General features: G+C 51.6%; 13 protein-coding genes and 1 tRNA gene. 3 read left to right on the forward strand and 11 right to left on the reverse strand.

Annotated elements, in window-relative coordinates; genetic code table 11:
- Positions 1-300: 300 nt before the first annotated feature.
- Both AB4O25_RS20095 and AB4O25_RS20100 read right to left on the reverse strand, forming a co-directional pair.
- On the reverse strand, positions 301-789 hold the full coding sequence (locus AB4O25_RS20095; RefSeq protein ID WP_460149917.1) for a hypothetical protein: 489 nt from the start codon (positions 787-789) through the stop codon (positions 301-303).
- A gap of 17 nt (positions 790-806) precedes the next feature.
- Entirely contained in the window at positions 807-1,958 is a 1,152-nt protein-coding gene (locus tag AB4O25_RS20100) for a hypothetical protein (protein WP_460149918.1), read from the reverse strand.
- Between the two features lie 468 nt (positions 1,959-2,426).
- On the opposite strand from AB4O25_RS20100, the gene AB4O25_RS20105 reads away from it, so the two are divergent.
- From AB4O25_RS20105 to AB4O25_RS20115, 3 genes are all read left to right on the forward strand, one after another.
- Positions 2,427-3,068 (forward strand): BRCT domain-containing protein, encoded by a 642-nt coding sequence (locus AB4O25_RS20105; protein WP_410921745.1) that lies wholly within the window; start codon positions 2,427-2,429, stop codon positions 3,066-3,068.
- Between the two features lie 505 nt (positions 3,069-3,573).
- Positions 3,574-3,804, forward strand: coding sequence for a hypothetical protein (locus AB4O25_RS20110; protein ID WP_076029009.1), 231 nt, complete (start codon positions 3,574-3,576; stop codon positions 3,802-3,804).
- A gap of 331 nt (positions 3,805-4,135) precedes the next feature.
- Complete coding sequence (locus AB4O25_RS20115) at positions 4,136-5,065, forward strand: restriction endonuclease (protein WP_460149919.1); 930 nt, start codon at positions 4,136-4,138, stop codon at positions 5,063-5,065.
- A 357-nt stretch (positions 5,066-5,422) separates the two neighbouring features.
- Here AB4O25_RS20115 and AB4O25_RS20120 read toward each other — a convergent pair whose 3' ends face one another.
- The 9 genes from AB4O25_RS20120 to AB4O25_RS20160 all read right to left on the reverse strand — a co-directional run bounded on the left by AB4O25_RS20120 (position 5,423) and on the right by AB4O25_RS20160 (position 18,212).
- Positions 5,423-7,312, reverse strand: coding sequence for an ATP-dependent helicase (locus tag AB4O25_RS20120; protein WP_076029007.1), 1,890 nt, complete (start codon positions 7,310-7,312; stop codon positions 5,423-5,425).
- The gene (locus AB4O25_RS20125) at positions 7,312-8,274 is read right to left on the reverse strand and encodes an ATP-dependent nuclease (RefSeq protein ID WP_460149920.1); all 963 of its coding nucleotides are present in this window, start codon (positions 8,272-8,274) and stop codon (positions 7,312-7,314) included. Before AB4O25_RS20125 ends, AB4O25_RS20120 begins: the two co-directional genes overlap by 1 nt.
- Positions 8,271-9,140, reverse strand: a complete 870-nt coding sequence (locus AB4O25_RS20130; RefSeq protein ID WP_460149921.1) for an ATP-binding protein — start codon at positions 9,138-9,140, stop codon at positions 8,271-8,273. Before AB4O25_RS20130 ends, AB4O25_RS20125 begins: the two co-directional genes overlap by 4 nt.
- Before the next feature lie 581 nt (positions 9,141-9,721).
- Positions 9,722-10,702 (reverse strand): integrase domain-containing protein, encoded by a 981-nt coding sequence (locus AB4O25_RS20135; protein ID WP_460149922.1) that lies wholly within the window; start codon positions 10,700-10,702, stop codon positions 9,722-9,724.
- 902 nt (positions 10,703-11,604) lie between these two features.
- A complete protein-coding gene (locus AB4O25_RS20140; RefSeq protein WP_024645034.1) occupies positions 11,605-12,933 on the reverse strand; it encodes a tyrosine-type recombinase/integrase in 1,329 nt (442 codons plus the stop codon).
- 165 nt (positions 12,934-13,098) lie between these two features.
- Positions 13,099-13,174: transfer RNA gene (locus tag AB4O25_RS20145), tRNA-Thr, on the reverse strand.
- Positions 13,175-13,295: 121 nt separating this feature from the next.
- Positions 13,296-14,672 (reverse strand): HlyD family type I secretion periplasmic adaptor subunit, encoded by a 1,377-nt coding sequence (locus AB4O25_RS20150; protein ID WP_026067116.1) that lies wholly within the window; start codon positions 14,670-14,672, stop codon positions 13,296-13,298.
- Positions 14,662-16,815 carry a type I secretion system permease/ATPase gene (locus AB4O25_RS20155; protein WP_017526005.1) on the reverse strand — a complete coding sequence of 718 codons (2,154 nt, stop codon included), beginning with the start codon at positions 16,813-16,815 and terminating at the stop codon, positions 14,662-14,664. The genes AB4O25_RS20150 and AB4O25_RS20155 overlap by 11 nt, the downstream gene beginning before the upstream one ends.
- Positions 16,816-16,859: 44 nt before the next feature.
- Positions 16,860-18,212: a TolC family outer membrane protein gene (locus tag AB4O25_RS20160; RefSeq protein WP_068936928.1), complete on the reverse strand. Its 1,353-nt coding sequence runs from the start codon at positions 18,210-18,212 to the stop codon at positions 16,860-16,862.
- Positions 18,213-18,221 lie beyond the last annotated feature (9 nt).

An 18,221-nucleotide genomic window follows, 5' to 3' on the forward strand; every position in this document is an offset into this window, starting at 1 on the left:
CGAAAAAAAGCGCGCCAAGCCGAGGTGATCGTCCGTGGGAGCTGGGCAGCGCGCACAAAAAAGGCCCACCTTTCGGTGAGCCTTTTTTGATGTTGCGTATGGTGCGGCACCAGACGAACGGTAGCTTTCGACGAGGCCAGGTTTCCTGCGGGTCTGGAAGTCTGTGGAAAATTCGGCGTACCCCAACTAGTAACTATAAATAAATCAGCTAGTTATGGCGCTCAGTGGAATCGAATCCGGACCCTATGGGTATAAATGCAAGCCTCTCTGGGCATAGTTATCTAAGGCTATACGTATGGTTTAAAGTGATAGAGCATTCAGCTCGTCTTTGTAAGGCATTTTTGACGAGTAAAGATTATGAAAGGCTTTCCCAATAGCTCCTGAAAAAAGAATTAGTTCTGGATTGTTGGTTCCACCCATGAGGATGTGAGTCATTGCAATACCTGGGTAAGGATCTATGTAATAAATTTCTTTTACGCCCAACTGATATGCTTTTTTTGAGCAAAGTTCGCAAGGGCTTGCGGTTGTGAACAGCTTCCCGTTTTCTATGCCCCTACCACCATATTTAGATATTTGTAAAAATGCATTTTCTTCTGCATGTAGTGAACGAGTGTGTACTTGGTTTTTTTCTCCTATCAAGTCGTTATATTCGCTTTTAAAGCAGTAAGAAACATTTCTTCCTGTGTTTTCAATTTTCAGGTATTTTTCGCTTTCTTGGGTAAATCTAGCGATGTATTGAATATTCGATTTTTCGTATTCGGAGTATGCTTCTTGATCGTTTCCACTCACCAGATCAAACCTGTTTCTTAAACTGCAAGGTACCTGCCCAAAGGAGTGTCATTCCATCCTACGGACTGGACTGAGAAATTTTTATCCGTTACTACTGCTCCGACCTGCCTGGAAATGCAACCTGAGTTCAGTTTTGCGGTGTAAGCAATTTGCATGCATCTTTCTAAAGGCGTGGGTGTTATTAGCCCTGGGCGAACCATAAGGCAAACGAACGTTATGATTTGATTTGCTAGTAAGCTGAAGTGTGAAACTGTATTGGTTGAGTTTGGATTGCTAATATATAGGTCGGAACGTTGCAGGCAGGCTTGGATATCCTGCTTTATGTAAGTTGATTTGTCGGTTAGCTTTCTATCGCCGTATTCTTCATCGTCCATCGCTTTTATTTGGGTGTCCGTATATCCCAATGCTCTGAGTCGGGATTTACGCTGGTCATCTTCACAGGAAACGGCCATTAAATAAAATGATGAGTATCTATCTTGGAAGTATATTGCTTCAAATGGATTTCGGATCGCGTCTATTACAATGAATGTCCGCTCACCTCTATTTCTGGCCTTACGTATCTCTTTAATTATTTTGTTGATTCGTTCGGCTAGAGAAAAGAAGTTTCCCCCTATTACCTCGTTCGAGGTTGGGTTGCCAGAATTTCGGACATTGTTACCGACTGTTTGAAATAGTGCGACATATCCTGCTGCGCCAATTTGTTTTTTTAGTTCATTGTTCTGGTTCGGTAGGAATTCAGTGTAAAAAACTCTGAGCGAATCAATATCTTGATGGTTTAGGTTGGTGTGCGTGTCTTTTATAACCTTTATGTTTTCTATGATTTTTGTCTGCAGATCGTCAGTAAGTCCGGCGACGCCTCCTATAAATCTTGCAGTATCTTCGATGCTTTTTTCGCTGAGCAACAATGTTAGGATTGAGCTAGCTTGAATTGAAATAAAAGGAGTCCAGGTTTTTTCAAAGCATTTATAAATAATTTTTTGTTTTCTTTGAGTGTTGTCATTTGGTGAGCCTCCTTTGTATAAGGAGTGCTTTATCTGATCTTGCTTTTTTGAAAGTATGCTTGCTACGGTTGAGCATCCACTTCCTGTCTGACCAGTCAGTCCTATTATTATAAAATCGTCTTTATCGCCATAAATTTTCGAAATAGTATTTTCAAAGTATGTTGTCATTTTTATCGTCCATGTGCTGGTTCGGGTAGGCGTTCCCTAGATGCGTCTGTAGGCAATATGCCATTATTTTTTCGGCGATATCAAGGGATTGGTGCAGCCACGCAGCTGAGTGCATTGGGCCGATTGAGTGGGGTACTGCAGATAGCTTTGTGTCGATCCCACCCTCCGCCTATAAGCGACAGACAGCGATGAACGAAAAAAACCGCCTAAGGGCGGGTTTTTCGGGGGCGTGAAAAAGTGGACACCCATTAGCCGGTCTCAAGTCAAGGTTAATGGGTGTCCCCTTTTCCGATTCGCCACTATGACGGTCGAGCAGCGCTTCCACGGAAAAGGCACGGAAAAGGGGACGGATCTATTTTCCTGGCTAAAAACGGGGTGTCTCCGCGCAGTGGTGCTAGCGTTGAACACAACATCTATCCGCTGATGCTTCGGTATCGAACCAGTACCCACCTCAAAGGAAAACCCGTAATGGATCTACATAACGAGTTCGAGAGCAGCAAATTTTTCCATCGCGCCCGTATCGATCGACGTGCCGCCGATGCCTTGGTCGGGTTGGCCGCTGGGATTACGGCCGACGGTGTTGTGAACATCACGGAAGCGGTTTTTCTAAAGCAATGGTTGGAAAACAATCTCGCGCATCTGAATGATCCGGTGATCAATCTGCTGTATTCGCGTTTGGCGTGCATGCTTCAGGACGATGCTCTAGACAAGGATGAGTCCCTGGAGCTGCTTAACATCCTGCATGGTTTCTCTGGAGTGGGTATTGAGGGAGCGAAAGTCGGCGGTGCTGTTGCCGTTGCTCCTACGGACCTTCCCTTCAATTTACCGGCCCCTGATTTGGTGTGGGATGGCCGGATGTTCGTATTTACGGGTGTCATGGCCTTTGGGCCGCGTAAGGATTGTCAGGCGCTGGTCGAAGAACGAGGTGGTTTGATTGGGGGCGGTGTGAGTAAGAAGGTGCATTACCTGGTGGTCGGTAGCGTGGGTAATGAGCAGTGGCGCCACAGCACTTATGGAACGAAGATCATGAAGGCAGTGGAGTTGCGGGAGGCAGGAGCTTCGATTGCCATTGTGGGTGAGGATCATTGGCAAAGGATGCTGTTTGGTTGAGGTTGCTTCGTTTTTTCGAAGCCTTGGGCAACGCAGCCCTTTGTCTGGGTCAGTAGATCGTCGTTGGGGCTGACGGCCTCATCGCGAGCAGGCTCGCGCGGGTTCCAGAGTGTGGACAAAAAGTGGACGTTCCAGAAACAACAAAGCCCCTGCATTTCTGCAGGGGCTTTGTTTTGTATGGTGCGGCACCAGACGAACGGTATGTTTCAGCGAGACTAGGTTATTCGGGCGTCTGGAGTTCGCTGGAAAATCTGGCGTACCCCAACTAGTAACTATAAATAAATCAGCTAGTTATGGCGCTCAGTGGAATCGAACCGGAGGCTTGTACTACATCATAGAGTTGCTGATTTTGAGCTCCCGCTACTTTTCTTGTATCTACTCGGTGTTGGCGAAACTCGCAATTTACACGTGCTTCTTGAGGTAATGGACTTTCGACTTGGCTGGGAGTCAATTGATGTCTAAAGTATGTGTGCTGGCGACTTGCCAGTTTCAGGAGATGAGACACATGGAGCGTTACAAAAATCTCAGTGGTCAGTCAAATGTGGTGGCATATGAACTGGCACAAGGGTCGATATCCGTAGAGTTCGCCTCAGGAGCCTATAGAACCTATGTATATGATTCCAATCGTCCCGGACCAGTAATGGTTGCTGAATTACAGCGACTTGCTGTGGCTGGCCGCGGACTCAATAGCTATATTTCAAGCGTGGTTAAATCAAATTTTTCTCGTAAATATTGACTTGTATCACTTATGAGGTGGTAGCGGCTAAATCGTTACCACTTTGAGTGGTTTTTTTTTTGGCAGAACTATGCTGAAACTCAAAGATATGTGCTTTTATTGTTTTTTAATATTGACTAAATGCGTGCCAGCTATTCGATATTAATTTCACGCTTCTCTTGGCGAAGATCGGGGGCAGGCCATGATATTAAGCGAACTCATTAGTCGGCTATGTTTGATCGTAGTGGTCTGTGCCGCGTTGCACTGATCTGTCCCGTTTTTAGTTGCGAAGTGTGATTTCACGGTGCCGTCTTTTAGTATAAAAAATTTATTGGTTTTTAGGGGATTAAAGTTGAGCGTTGGTTATGCAGAGCGAATAGCATTTAGACATCTTCTCGAATTTGATCATAATATGGATGTTGCGGAATATGAACGATCAGGATTGGTGGTGGAGTCTGAGTTTAATGACGAAGTGTGTCATATTTGCCGAGGTAAGCTAAAGCATTATCGAGAGCCAAAGGAGATGAGTCGGGGCGACATAGTGGAGTTTGATGAGATAATAAAATCTAAACCCGGATCATCTTTTATTTTGATGTGCAAGAATTTATTCTCTTGCCCTAGGTGTGGTTGGTGGTGGTCAAACGAGCGAGGAGTGATTTATCCGTCTGGTATAAACTCGCGAAGTCCCGATGATTATTGCCCAGGGATAGAAAAAATAGATATATCGAGCAGCAAGGTTGCTATTGATGATCTGGTTTTTCATCTGACCAGAAAGTGGAGTGATCGCAAGCTGATTTCTGCGTCAGCAGCAGAGTTACTTGTGGGAAGTCTTTTAAAAGAGCATCTAGGTTGTGACGTGGTAAGTGCAACAGCCAATACAAATACTCAGGATGGGGGGATAGATTTGCATGTTTGCCACAAGGGTGGAAAAATACTATCGGCGGTCCAGGTGAAACGAAGAATAAATCGAGACGTGGAAGGGGTGGCGGAGGTTAGAAACTTCCTAGGAGCATTAGCCATTGAGAATATTTCTAAGGGAATCTTCGTGACTACTGCGACAAGGTACAGTAAAAAAGCTTTAGAGATTCCGGATAAACTAAAGCATAGTGTAAATGCTAGGTTAGAACTCGAGCTTTTCGATGGTGAAAGATTGCTTGAGCTACTTAAGAGCCTGCCTCGAGCGAACGCCTTGATTCTTCCAAAGGAAGTATCTGGTCTAGACATTTGGTTGGACGATAGCAATAACGAATTTACCACGCGGCAAATATTGTACGGTTATTAATTTGTTGTCGAAGGGATAAATAAATCAGCTAGTTATGGCGTTCGGTGAAATCGAATCCGGGTCCGCAGAGTCCTGAGGCTATCCATCTACTTGATCTGGATATGCCCACAGAAGGTATCAGCACGGGAAGTGGAATGCTGCTATTCGTCACCAGCATAGCTGGACAGCTTTACCTGGTGATTAGCGTTTACGTCGCTCGGATAACACTAAAAGAGATTATTGCGCATGCTGAGGCCCCCTAATTTATCCAGCTTGTCTTTAGGGGAGGTGTAGTAGGCGGCACGCCGCGCCTCCAATGAGATAGCTGGAGACGGTTGGCGAGGTCCTTGTGGCGATGACATCTCAGCGTCTGCGTTATCACTGGCGCATTAAGTTAATAAATCTCGATGGTCGCTGCGGCTTAACGTCCCCCCAAGGCATTTTTTTGAATCGTGGGTAGGTTATATATATCCATCTTCTAGATCGAGTGACAGCTACAAAAGCATTATTTTTCTCTTCATCGAGTTCTTGTTGGCTCTTTGCTCTATAGTCCGGAAAAACTCCCTCGCACATACCCATCAAAAACACGATATCTTTTTCCAAACCCTTCATCGTGTGAACAGTACTCAACATCAAGCCTTTAGGATCGAACTCTTCACTTAGCTGACCTAGCGCCATAGCATTCCTAAATGCGAGTAATGAGTCACCTAATCCTTTTCGTTTGAAATATGTCCAAAACGCTCTAAATTCTTCAAGTTCTTGAAGAGATAAAGCTATCTCTTCATCGACTTCTATAGAATGGGTTGAACCTGCGGCCTCTAGGGTGTCTTTAAAAAAAGCATGCATCTTGGGGATGTTTGGCTGGTCAGTATTTAAATCATGAATTGCTTTAAGTAATAGGATCTGGATGTCTGCCAATGGTATAGCAGAGCGATCAACGAGCCCAGCCAGATCTAGAAGGATGTTTCTTCCTCCCCAGCTGGCGGGGGGAGTAACACCGAGTGTAGCACAAAGCTTTTTACCATCAACCCAGTCTTTCGGATTCAGTTTGAGCCTGATAGATAGATCTAAAACCTTTCCAAAAACAGTAGTGGGTTCGGTCAAGCGCTCTCCTTTCTTCAGGAAGTAAGGAACAGAGTTGGCCCGTAACTCTTCTTCAAGTGTAGTAAAAACGAATCTGTTTCTCGCGATTACAACCATCTTGCTGAAATCGATGTCTCCTTCTATTTCGGGATGAGTTGCGTGCGCTACCAGATCAAGGATTGTCTTGCAAATCCAGGACGCCTCTTGCTGTTCATCGGCAAGATCTTGGATCAATTCATATCCCTTCAAGGCAAAGCTCGACACCTCTTGGCTTCCCGGTTTTATTTTGTTCGCGAGCCTAATAACAGACTGAGAACTTCTATAGTTCTGATTAAGTGCGAACTGGGCTGGAGAAAAATCTTTTACGAATGATTCGCATAAATACTGATGAGACGAACCGTTAAAGCCGTAAATCATCTGGTTAGGATCGCCGACCATGAAAATACTTGTAACTCCATCGCCACACAAAGCTTTCACAAACTCATATTGGGCCTTGTTTAAATCTTGGGCTTCATCAATACATAGGTGTTTGTATTTTGCTCTATATATGTCTCCGCACCAAGGCTGCTCCAAAAGAATCCTGTGGGCGTAGACCAAAATGTCATCAAAGTCTATGCCGCCGCTGGATAGAAGTGCTTGTTGGTAAGTCTGGAAAGTAGACCAAAATCCTGCGTCTTTAAATCGAGATTTTATTTCTGATTCGCTCAAAAGTTCTCTTTTAACCAAAGAGAAATTATCCATATAGTCTTGGATTATTTTTGAGCGATTTTTTTTCAGATTATGATCATCAACATTAAGAAACTCATCAATGTCCACCCCGCTATCACGCAAGGATTGAAGGAAAACGGCCTTTCTATCCAAGTCCCTTTCGTAAATTTGGAGATCGGCGGGTAGTCCGATTGTATGCCCATATTGCTCAAGTATTCTTTGAGCCACTGAATGTACGGTAGCTATCCAGCACCTATCCTCGACACCTTCTAGGTCGCTTAACCGCGAAAGCATTTCTCCGGCTGCTTTATTTGTAAAGGTGAGAGCGATAATTTTGTCTTTTTTGGTTTTTTGCACTATATGGCGAATGCGCTCAGTTAATACGCGCGTCTTTCCGGAGCCAGCCGAGGCAAGAACCTGGATTGAAATTCCAATCGGTGCTTCTACAATCGCAATTTGATTAGCTGAAAGATTCATTACAATCCGGCCCCTTTTTTGATCTTTTCAAAAAGCTCTATGATTTTTGGCGGCAGGTTAGCGGGGTCTAAAGTGCAGAGTTTTTCAGCTATCGCCGGAGCAAAGCGTGGTTTGCTTGAATCGAGTATTTCACAAATCGCGATATCTTCACCGCCTGCCTTTTTATAATCTCTAATAATATCAATGAAAATGGGCTGGCCACATGATTTACAAGGAGGTTGGTTAGTCTTGGCGCGTCCGGAGGAAGTCCCGTTTCTTTTTTCAATCCAGCGATCAACTGCATCAACTCCGTCCAGATCGGTAATGACCGATACTACCAATTCCCTATGGCCGGAAGAGAGTAGATATCCTTCGAAGTCAGTACCGTCGAGGATAGTTATATTGTCGCAGTGTGTCACATCGGTTGCACCATATACTCCGCTGTACACCTTAGTCAGGCCGCGGACGGCTTCAGCCTCACCGTCACTAAATATAAACAGCGGAATTGAGAAATCCCTTGCGAAACTGAGAAAAGGAAGATATTTTTTTCCGGATCCGCCAACACCTATGAAACTCACACCTAAGACAAACGGATCAAAATTAAAATATTTTTTAAATAGGAGCGGAAGGGCCTGTTCTTCTGTTTCCCCTTCACATAGAACAAGAGCTTTGGAGAAAATTATTTCCCCCCTTGAATGCATGACCTCTCTTTGCAGCCGTCTCTTATCCTCGGGATCTAATCCATTAGCCAACTGTCCTACAAAAATGTCGTCTTGGCGCTTTCGTAGATAGCGGATATAGGACTGTTCAGCCATGGCCGCGAGGTAGGGTGAGTGTGTACTAACAACGACTTGGCCTTCAGAACTTGCCAGTTGGTGATAGAGCGTCTTTTGAGCATTTGGGTGAAGGTGCGCCTCTGGCTCTTCAGCAGCCAGGATAGGAAAAAATGGCTCCTCTTCTTCTTTGTGTTTGTTTGCCGTCATTTCCAAAAAGATTTTACGGTCAACATTGATGCCCAGCTGCGAGTACCCATTCCATGATATTCCATAGAAAACGAATTGCTGGAGTCTTCCCCGAACTGGATCGAAAAGTGTTTCGATAGATCGCGAATTTTTTTGGGGAATGGTGTGATTTCGGCGCTTCCTGCTCCTTGGAATGACGCACTAAGCGATTCTAAGTGTGCCTTTAGGTTTTTAAGCTCCTCACTTTTGCTAACAGCTTCGTTATTTGCAAGAGCTATGACTTTCTCCATTGAATCAATATCTGCTTTTTCATAGGAGACACTCGAAAGTATTTTTCCTACAAATGAATATTTGTCTTTTAACTCGTTATGTATGTCTCGCTGGGCATCAATTGGTATTAGTGACAAGTTGAATCTTTTATTGCCCAGACGAGTCTCTTTAACAGACGCAGTTTGCCAGTCTGTATATTCCGGCCATTTGTCGAGTGAAAACCTATTGGTTTCAAATCCACCCTTTATCAAGTTTGGGCGGCTATTTGAGCGTAATGCCACAAATTGACTACCATCAGCTTCTGACTGAATGCTATCGCCAAAGTGCTCCATCCAAGCGGCCGGAAAGACTTTGGCTCTCGCTCCGGTGGCATCTATTGGCACAATTCGGGAGTCCACTTTTATTTCTGTGGCTCGCGTCTGGTCTTTAGATATATGGAAATCTTCCTCTGTTAGAAGGCGCGCATAATCTCCGAGAGAAAGTTGAAGCGCTTTGATTACGGAAGTCTTCCCAGAGTTGTTCATCCCGATTAAAACTGTAACTGGGGATAAATTTACCTCTAGTTCTTTTACACCTCTGAAGCCCGCAACCCTAACGACGTCCACTAAGATTTCCATATCCTTCCTCTAGGTATTTAATGCTGCGGTGAAAACCACCACCGCCCGAAGGACGGATTTTCTTACCTTCAGGCTACAACTTCTTCCGGGAAATGTGGAGTCTCCCTTAAGCACCGTGTGCATTTAGCATCCCCCTCCCTCCAAAAAAACGGCGGTACCGTCCAGTCATGAACACTATCGGCAAGCAGTCGACTCAGACAGTCGCCGCCGTGAAAGATAGCTTATCTCGTGGATTTGGCTTGCTTGCGGATGATGGCTCACCTGAGAAGCAAAAGCCTCCGGCAAAATGCCAAGGGAGGCCGCCAGCTACCTAGGGGGTAGTAATGACCGTTTTCCAAGCCGAGATACGAGCAACTGAATTGTCAGCCCATAGTGGTATCGGGTAGCTTCACTCTTGTTTCTTAATCGGTGATTCAGAAACCACGCGAGATGTTTTCGCTGCCACGTCCATGGGTTATCACGCTGCCAGTGTTCAGCTATCGCTGCATGGATAATTTTTGCCTGCTGCATATGTCGATGGCGAGTCGCGCTTGAGCCGGTCAGCTCGCCACTCAAGAACAGCTCTATATCGAATGGCTTACTCATGGTCGGCCTCCGATATAAGCCGAGACAACGTCGATACGACCGTGCCCCAGTTCACGGCTGATTTGTTCTCGGGCTTCTCGATCAATGGCTCGGTCTTGTTGGAAACAGTTGCCACTATTGACGGGAGCGGGATGCCCGGTGATCTCTTCGTAGCGCTCGCAGGCATAAGCTGCGCGCAGCTCATGGAAGCCTTTCAACTCGTATTCATGCAGCACATTTCGGGCTGCTCGGACGACGTCTTTCATGAACTCGACGTAGCTCTCCTCTCGCGCCAACAGGTTGCGGCTTCTGCCTGGCGATGCCTCCCTGGCAAATGCCAAGGCGTCATGTATGCGATTGTTCACAGTGATCCAGCGTGGTGCCGATGCACCTGATCGGCCGCCCTTGGTGCCATCTTGGATATTGATCTTGCCAAGAAGCTTGGCTTCGCGTTGAAGTCGAGGCAGGTCCGCTAGGATGGCCTCTCTCAATCGCATCCCGGTTTCGCGGGCTAATACTATGATTGCAGCGACTCGCTGTTGCTGACGGCTGCAGAGCGCCTCAAGCACCTTTTCTACTTGTGCGCGATCTTGGCCATTCGGTGCCTTGCTACGAATATTTGAGCGATGCATGCCTAACGCTTTACTCGGACTCAGTACTCTCACATTCTGGTCACCGCGAAGTGCTGACATAGTCCGGTTCACACTGGACAATCGGTTTTGTGCTGTAGCGATGCTGATTCCACCTTGATCTACCTCGTGGCGCAGAAATCTGGCGTAGTCCAACAACGTCTGCCGATCTATCTGCCGCGCATCATTGAACCCCGGCCCATCCTCCGACCGACACCACCGAACAAACGCCTGCCAGCGATCACTGTGCGCCTTGACCGTGCCGTAATGCCCGCCGCCAAACATGTCCTGCAACGCCTGCGGTCCGGCATAACTCAATTGCCGACCATAGCCAAAACTCCGCCCATCCCGTCTGCCTACCAATGCCATGATCAAACTCCTCTCGAAGCCAACCTTTGAAACCTTCCCCACGTCATCCCGCCAAGAATGTTGAGTGTTATCAGGGATCAAGGCCCCTGCGGCCTGTGAGGGTTGTCCACTCACGCGGGACTGACGGCTCCTTACGACCAGGAGCTTGGGCATCTCATGATCCGGCCTCCTGGACACCGTTGCCGGTGGGCGGGTGGAGGTTGCGCTGGCTGACGAAACCAACGCCGCGAGATCCTGAGTCGGGTGAAGGCAGCTATGCGATGACCGGGGCATACCTGACTGTCAGTCAGGTGCAGTCCATTCCGTGGGCTGCGGCACCATCATCTGCATCGCTGTTGCTGGTGATTTCGGTGTTTGTCACGCCGATTGTCACGAGGGGGAATGCCGCAAAGCCTTGTACGAGTTGGGCTGCAGCAGCGGTAGGAGCGCCCGTCTCTTTCCGGAAGAAAGAGACGGGCGCAGGTTGGCGCAATGAAATGGCCAAGCGGATAGATTGCTGCAGGGCAGCTATGAAAGGGTATGAGTTGCCGTAGTGGGCACACTGATAAAAGTAGGCATCCATCACATCGCTGTGACCGTGCGAGCCGCCGGACGCTAATCGCACTTTGGGAGAACCACCACGGTGTGGCGTAGCCTTAAAGGTTCTGGCTACCTGGGTTGCTGTCAACGACAGCGCTTTGCCCGATCTTTTCTACGCCTGTGGATAATTCGGGTCAAGGCTCGAATTGTCGGGGTTTCTGCGGCTGTGGATGAAATTATCCACCGGTGGAAATCTATGGTTTTCCACAGACAATTTGCGTGGGCTTTAGATTTTTTAAATGAGGTCCATCCAAGCAGGGCGGCTTTGCAGCCCCGCTTGGATGGACCCGCGTGGAAGGGCGGACAACGGTGATCTCACAGGCTTACCCACGTTTGGATGCGCCACGGCTATTTTGTAGGGCAGTGATGTTGTCGCCGACTGGGTGAGCGAATTCGTGGGGTGTCACATGCCCATGGCGGTTGGCGTCGATGTAGTTGCTCCACCACGCCATGATCAGCCTGCGCTGCTCCAGAAATTCAGCTTTGTGGATATACGCGGCGCGCACGCGGTTGCGTTCCTTGTGGCTCATTTGTCTTTCGATGGCTGCGTCGGTCCATAACCCGGACTCCAGCAGAGCGCTACAGGCCATGGTCCTGAAGCCGTGGCCGCACACGTCCTTGCTGGTGTCATAGCCGACGTTGCGGAGCATGGTGTTCACCGTATTCTCGGACATGGGCTTCCAGTACTTGTGGTCGCCCGGTAGCACCAACTCTGAAAAGCGACTGAGGCTGCGCAGGCGCTCCAGTATTTCGATGACCTGCGGCGATAGCGGAACCATTTGAATGTCGCCGTTCATTTTGGTCCCGCGTGTGGAATTGCGTACCCCTTCAATCGGTGCGCGAGTATCGGGGATTTCCCACATGGCGCGTTGGAGGTCGAACTCACTCCATCGAGCGAAGCGCAGCTCGCTGGAGCGGACGAATACATGCAACGTCAACAGTACGGCGAGGCGCGTCAGTTCGCGGCCGTTGTAGTTGTCGATACGGTGCAGTAGTTCGGGTAGGCGGTTGAGGGAGAGGGCCGGGCGATGGACTGTGCGCGGCGCGTGAATCGAGCCTGCCAGATCCAGTGCAGGATTCATGGTGATCTGCCGGGCTCTTTTGGCCCCGCGCATGATGGTGGATAAGTAGTTCTGTACCCTTAACGCGACATCCATGGTGCCGCGTTCCTTGATGCGCTGGGTGATCTCTAGCAGGTCATGGGTATCGAGTTCAGCGATGGGTCGTTGGCCGATCAGCGGGAAGACGTGGGTACGCAGTCGGCTCATCACGGTTTTTGCGTGTCCTTCGGTCCAGCGACGGGACATGTCGGCGTGCCACTCCAGAGCAACGGTTTCGAAAAGCAATGCCGCCCGCTGGGCTACGATCTTGGCCTTCTTTTTTTCTTCCATTGGGTCGAGGTTGTCTAGCAGCAACGCCTTGGCTTCGTCTCGCTTACGCCGTGCGACGGAAAGGGTAACGATGGGGTAATTGCCGATGATGAGCGTACCTTCCTTGCCGCTGGGCTTGGTGTACTTCAAGCGCCAGGTCTTCACGCCATTGGGTTTGACGAAAAGGTACATGCCGCCACCGTCGAACAGTTTGTAGGCTCGCTCGCGGGTTTTGGCCGTGCGGCATTGCAGGTCGCTGAGGGGGATCGCTAGACGTGGCATAGGGGTACGCGCTCCTGACCGGAAAATCGCAGTACCCCTAACATACCCTCGGGGAAGGGGGGATTTTGTTGGATCCCGACAGAGGGTCCTGGAACGAAAAAACCCGCCAAAGGGCGGGTTTTCGGGGCTTCCAGAGCATTCGGTGGAATGCAATGGAGCCTAATGTGGTGCCGGCACCAGGAGTCGAACCCGGGACCTACTGATTACAAGTCAGTTGCTCTACCAACTGAGCTATACCGGCGTGTTAGGGCGACGATTATAGCGACTGCCAAGGTTCTGTAAACCCCTGAAAACTGACTATTTTTGCGAAAACCCAAGTTTTCGCAAATCTCCCCGCATTTCCCTACGTCCCTCGCGAAAAATCAACGCTCGTGCAGGGCCTCTGCGCGCGATTTGATGATGGGTTTGAGCAGGTAGCTCAAGATGCTTTTCTTGCCGGTGATGATGTCCACAGACGCCACCATGCCCGGGATGATCAGCAGTGGCTTCTCGTCGGTGCCCAGGTGGCTGCGGTCGGTGCGCAGTTTGATGATGTAGAAGGTGTTTTTCTTCTCTTCGTCCATCACGGTGTCGGCGCCGATGGTTTCGAGTTTGCCTTTGAGGCCGCCGTAGATGGTGTAGTCGTAGGCGGTGAATTTGATCATCGCTTCTTGGCCGGGGTGCAGGAAGGCGATGTCTTGCGGGCGGATTTTTGCTTCCACCAGCAGGGTGTCGTCCAGCGGGACGACTTCGGCCATGTCGCTGCCGGGCTGGATCACGCCGCCGACGGTGTTGACCAGCATCTGTTTGACGATGCCGCGCACGGGGGAGGTGACCATGGTGCGGCTGACGCGGTCTTCCAGGCCTTTAGAGGTCGCTTGGGCCTTGCTCAGGTTGGTGCGGGCTTCGTTCAACTGGGCGAGGGCTTCGCTGCGAAACTTGCCGCGGGTTTCATCGATTTTGCGCTGCACTTCGTTGATGGCGGCCTGGGCGCGGGGGATGGCCAGGGTGGTGCCGTCGAGCATGCCGCGGGTTTCTACTTCAGAGCGCTTGAGGCGCAGCACTTCCACCGGCGAGATCGCGCCTTGTTTGACCAAGGGTTCGGACATGCCGATTTCCTGGCGCAGCAGGTTCAGGCTGTTGCGGTATTGCTCCTGCTTGGAGCTGAATTCACGCGCCTCTTGCTGGCGTTGCAGCAGTTGTTGTTGCAGCCCGCCAATTTCGTCCGCCAGTTGCTGGCGGCGGCTCAGGTACAGCGATTCTTCGTTCGAGGCCTGGTTGGGCACGGCTTTGCGCGCGTCCTCGGTGATGTTCAGCGGGCGATTTTCGATCTCTGCGCTAAGGCGCTCCACGCGCAGTTCCATGGCCACGCGGTCGGCTTCGGTTTCGCCGACGTTGGAGGCAAAGCGCGTGTCGTCCAGGCGCACCAGTGGCGCGCCGGCTTCGACGATCTGCCCTTCGTGCACGTAGATCTGAGCGACGATGCCGCCTTCCAGGTTCTGGATCTTCTGGATGCGCGACGACGGGATCGCCTTGCCGTCGCCCTTGGTGACTTCATCGATAATCGCAAAGTGTGCCCACAGCAACAGGAACACGAAGAAGCCGATCACGCCCCAGATGGTCAGGCGCACGATGCGCGGGGCATCGTCGATCAGCGCCTTTTCGACCTCGGGCAATGGCTGGTCATCGAGCGAATCGCTGCCCTTGAAATAGCGGAAGATCACGTCCTTCCAACGGCCTGAACCGGACTTAAGCAACACTGATCTGCCCCTTTTTCAGCGCTTCCATGACGGCCGCTTTTGGACCGTCTGCGAGGATCTGGCCACGGTCGATCACCAGCAGGCGATCGACCAGGCTCAGCAGCGAAGCACGGTGGGTGACGAGAATCACCGTCTTGTTTTCGATAACCGACTGCAAGCGTTGCTTCAGGCGTTCTTCACCGGTGTTGTCCATGGCGCTGGTCGGTTCGTCCAGCAGCAGAATCGGTGGGTTCAGCAGCAGCGCGCGGGCCAGGGCAACGTTCTGGCGCTGGCCGCCGGAAAGGTTTTGCCCGCGCTCGCCCACTTGCAGTTCGTAACCTTGCGGATGCAGCCTGGCAAATTCATGCACGCCGGCCAGCTCCGCGGCCTGCAGCACCATTTCATCATCCACATAGCGTGCACCGGACACGAGGTTGTCGCGCAAGGTGCCGGCCAGCAATTGGATGTCCTGGGCCACGTAGCCGATGTTATGCCGCAATTCGCTGACGTCGATTTGGCGGATGTCTACACCGTCCACCAGCAACGAGCCGGAGTCGGGTTGATACAGGCCCACCAACAGCTTGGCCAGCGAGCTTTTGCCCGAGCCGCTGCGGCCGATGATGCCGATCTTCTCGCCAGGGCGAACCGTCAGGTTGATGCCGCGCAGCGCCAGGTTCTGTTGGTTCGGGTAGGTAAAGTCGACCTCGCGGAACGTCATCGCGCCTTGCAGCGTTTTACGGCTGAGGGGGCGCTCGTCGAAGTTGCGTTCCTGCGGCAGCTCCATCATCTGGTCCACCGACACCATCGTCACCTTGGCTTGCTGGTAGCGCGTCAGCAGGCCCGACAGTTGCGCCAGCGGGCCGAGTGCGCGGCCGCTGAGCATGTAGCACGCCACCAGGCCGCCCATGCTCAGGGCGCCATCGATGATCTGGTACACGCCGAAGATGATCATCGCCACGCCCGCCACTTGCTGGATCAGCAGCGTGATGTTCATCGCCAGGCCAGACAGAACCTTCACCCGCAATTCCAGCCGGCTGAGGGTGCCAATGGTTTGTTCCCACTGGTATTGGCGTTCGCTTTCGGCGTTGTTGACCTTCACCGCATCCAGCCCGGCGAGGGTTTCGATCAGGCTCGACTGGCGTTCGGCACTCAGGGCCATGGTGCGCTCAAGTGTCGCGGTCAGCGGTTTTTGCAGGAAATGGCCGATACCCAGCGCCAGCGGGAAGGCGACGATGGGGATCCACACCAAGTGGCCGCCGAGCAGCGCGATGACCGCGAGGATGATCAGGGTAAACGGCAAATCGATCAGGCTGGCGAGGGTCAGGGAGGTGAGGAAGTCGCGCATCCCCTGAAACTCGTGGATGTTCGAGGCATAGCTGCCCACGCGTGCCGGGCGCATTTTCATCGACATGCCCACGATGCGCTCGAACAGCGTCGCGGAAATGATCAGGTCGGTTTTCTTGCCTGCCAGGTCCAGGCACAGGCTGCGCATACTCTTGAGCAACAGATCGAACAGGTAGGCGCCGCAAATACCGATGGCCAGCACCCACAAGGTGGCCGTGGCCTGGTTCGGTACTACGCGGTCATACACGTTCATCACAAACAAGGGCGCGGCCAAGGCGATCAGGTTGATCACCAGGCTGGCGGCGATGGCGTCGGCGTACAGCCAGCGCGAACGTTTGAGGGTGTCTTTGAACCACGAGCGAGCCCGTGGGATCAGCGTGCCGCTGGTGACGTCAAATTTATGTTGCGGTTGGGCGAAGAAAACCCGACCGCTGTAATCTTGACTCAGCGCTTCGCGGCTAACCTGGACTTCGCCACCGTCGCTTTCGCTGAGCAACAGGCGGGCGGTGTCACCCTCCCACGCCAACAGCACCGCGCTGCGTCCTTCCTTGAAAAGCAGCAACGCCGGCAATGCGATGGACGGGATCTGCTCCAGCTTGCGCTGCAGCAAACGGCCCTGCAAACCCGCCCGGGCTGCTGCGCGGGGCAGCAGGTCGGGGCTCAGGCGCTGGCCCGCCAGGGGCAGGCCGGTGGTCAGCATGGCCCGGCTGGCAGGCTTGTAATGCAGGGAGCAGAGCGTCAACAACCCGTCCAGCAAGGGGTCGTCATGCTGACTGCGCGGGTCATGGTTGAGCTGCGCCACACCTATTTCAGAATCCAAGCTGACTCTCTCTTAAACGGTTGAGTGGTTCACGCCGTCAAGAATCAGTTCATCCCTGGCAGGTTTACCTTCGTTTTGACTTCGTTCTGCACAACTGATGCCAGCGGCGCAACGACGCCCTGACTTCTCAGCAATTGGCCCATATCGGCCTTGATGCGGTACTGCGTATAGATGTGCAGGCTTTTGATCTGTGCCAGGCGCTGCTGAGCGGTGAACAGCTCGTTCTCGCTGTCGAGCAAGTCGAGCAGCGTGCGCTCGCCTAGGCTGAACTGCTGCTGGTACGAGGTGCGCACTTTGTTGCTGCGGTCTACGTATTGCTGTGCGATCGGCACCTGCTGGCTGGCGTTATTGTAGGCGTTCCACGCCAAACCGAGTTCTTCATTCAACTGACGCAGGGCGTTGTTGCGAATATCCAGCGCCTGGCTGGCCTGGGACGCCTTGGACTGCAGGCTGGCTTTGTCGCTGCCGCCGTTATACAGGTTGAACTGCATGTTCAGCATCGCGGAGTAACCATTGTCATGGCCTTCTTCGCCGCCGATGTTGTTGTTGGCTGAACGCTGCAGCACTGCATCAAAGCGCGGGTAGAAGGTCGACTTGGCGGCTTCGTACTGCTTCTCGGCAGCGGCGATATCCGACTCGGCAGAGCGCAATACCGGGCTGTCCGCAATCATCTGGCGGCGGGCTTCATCCAGGCTGGCCGGTAGCGCGGTCACAATGCCCAGTGGTTTTTCCAGCTGGTCGGGCTCTTTGCCAACCACGCTCAAAAAGTTGGTATTGGCATCCGCCAGGTTGGTCTGCTCGGTGATCAGGTTGTTTTGGGCCTGGGCCAGTCGGGCTTCGGCCTGGTCCATGTCCGCCATTCTTCCGACGCCACGGCTGGTGCGCAGTTGGATCTGGTCAAAAATACGTTCGTGGCTTTTCAGGTTGTCTTCTGCCAGTTGCACCATCTCGCGACGGGTCAAGACATCCAGATAAACCTGGGCAACCGTCAGTGCGGTGCGCTCGGACGTATTGAGCAGCGCATACCCACGGGAGTTGGCGGTGGCTTGTTGGCGACCGACTTCATTGACGGTGCCAAAGCCTTGGAACAGATTTTGCTGAAGACGGATCGACGACTCGCCACGGTTCAGTGTTTTCCAGTCGTGGCTGTTGCTGGCGGCACGCGTGGAGGTGTTGTCCGAGCTTTCACGGCCATAACCGCCCAGCAAGTCGACCTTAGGCAGGTAGCCGCCTTGGGCTTCCCTGACCTGATAGTCGGCGGCAATGCGCGCATTGATGGCCGCCTGGATTTCCGGGTGGTTCTCCACGGCGGCTTGCATCGCTTCGGGAAGGGTTTGGGCCTGGACAAAACTGGCGGCTAGAGCAAACGGTATGGCTTTAAGAAGGTGCAAACGCATTCTGATTTT

This window comes from Pseudomonas sp. S3_A03 (assembly GCF_054668275.1).

What these genes read in the sequence shown, in the direction of transcription:
- AB4O25_RS20125 (WP_460149920.1), bottom strand. Translation starts at nt 8,274, where the DNA reads ATGACGGCAAACAAACACAAAGAAGAAGAGGAGCCATTTTTTCCTATC.
- AB4O25_RS20130 (WP_460149921.1), bottom strand. Translation starts at nt 9,140, where the DNA reads ATGGAAATCTTAGTGGACGTCGTTAGGGTTGCGGGCTTCAGAGGTGTA.
- AB4O25_RS20135 (WP_460149922.1), bottom strand. Translation starts at nt 10,702, where the DNA reads ATGGCATTGGTAGGCAGACGGGATGGGCGGAGTTTTGGCTATGGTCGG.
- AB4O25_RS20160 (WP_068936928.1), bottom strand. Translation starts at nt 18,212, where the DNA reads ATGCGTTTGCACCTTCTTAAAGCCATACCGTTTGCTCTAGCCGCCAGT.
- AB4O25_RS20120 (WP_076029007.1), bottom strand. Translation starts at nt 7,312, where the DNA reads ATGAATCTTTCAGCTAATCAAATTGCGATTGTAGAAGCACCGATTGGA.
- AB4O25_RS20105 (WP_410921745.1), top strand. Translation starts at nt 2,427, where the DNA reads ATGGATCTACATAACGAGTTCGAGAGCAGCAAATTTTTCCATCGCGCC.
- AB4O25_RS20140 (WP_024645034.1), bottom strand. Translation starts at nt 12,933, where the DNA reads ATGCCACGTCTAGCGATCCCCCTCAGCGACCTGCAATGCCGCACGGCC.
- AB4O25_RS20100 (WP_460149918.1), bottom strand. Translation starts at nt 1,958, where the DNA reads ATGACAACATACTTTGAAAATACTATTTCGAAAATTTATGGCGATAAA.
- AB4O25_RS20110 (WP_076029009.1), top strand. Translation starts at nt 3,574, where the DNA reads ATGGAGCGTTACAAAAATCTCAGTGGTCAGTCAAATGTGGTGGCATAT.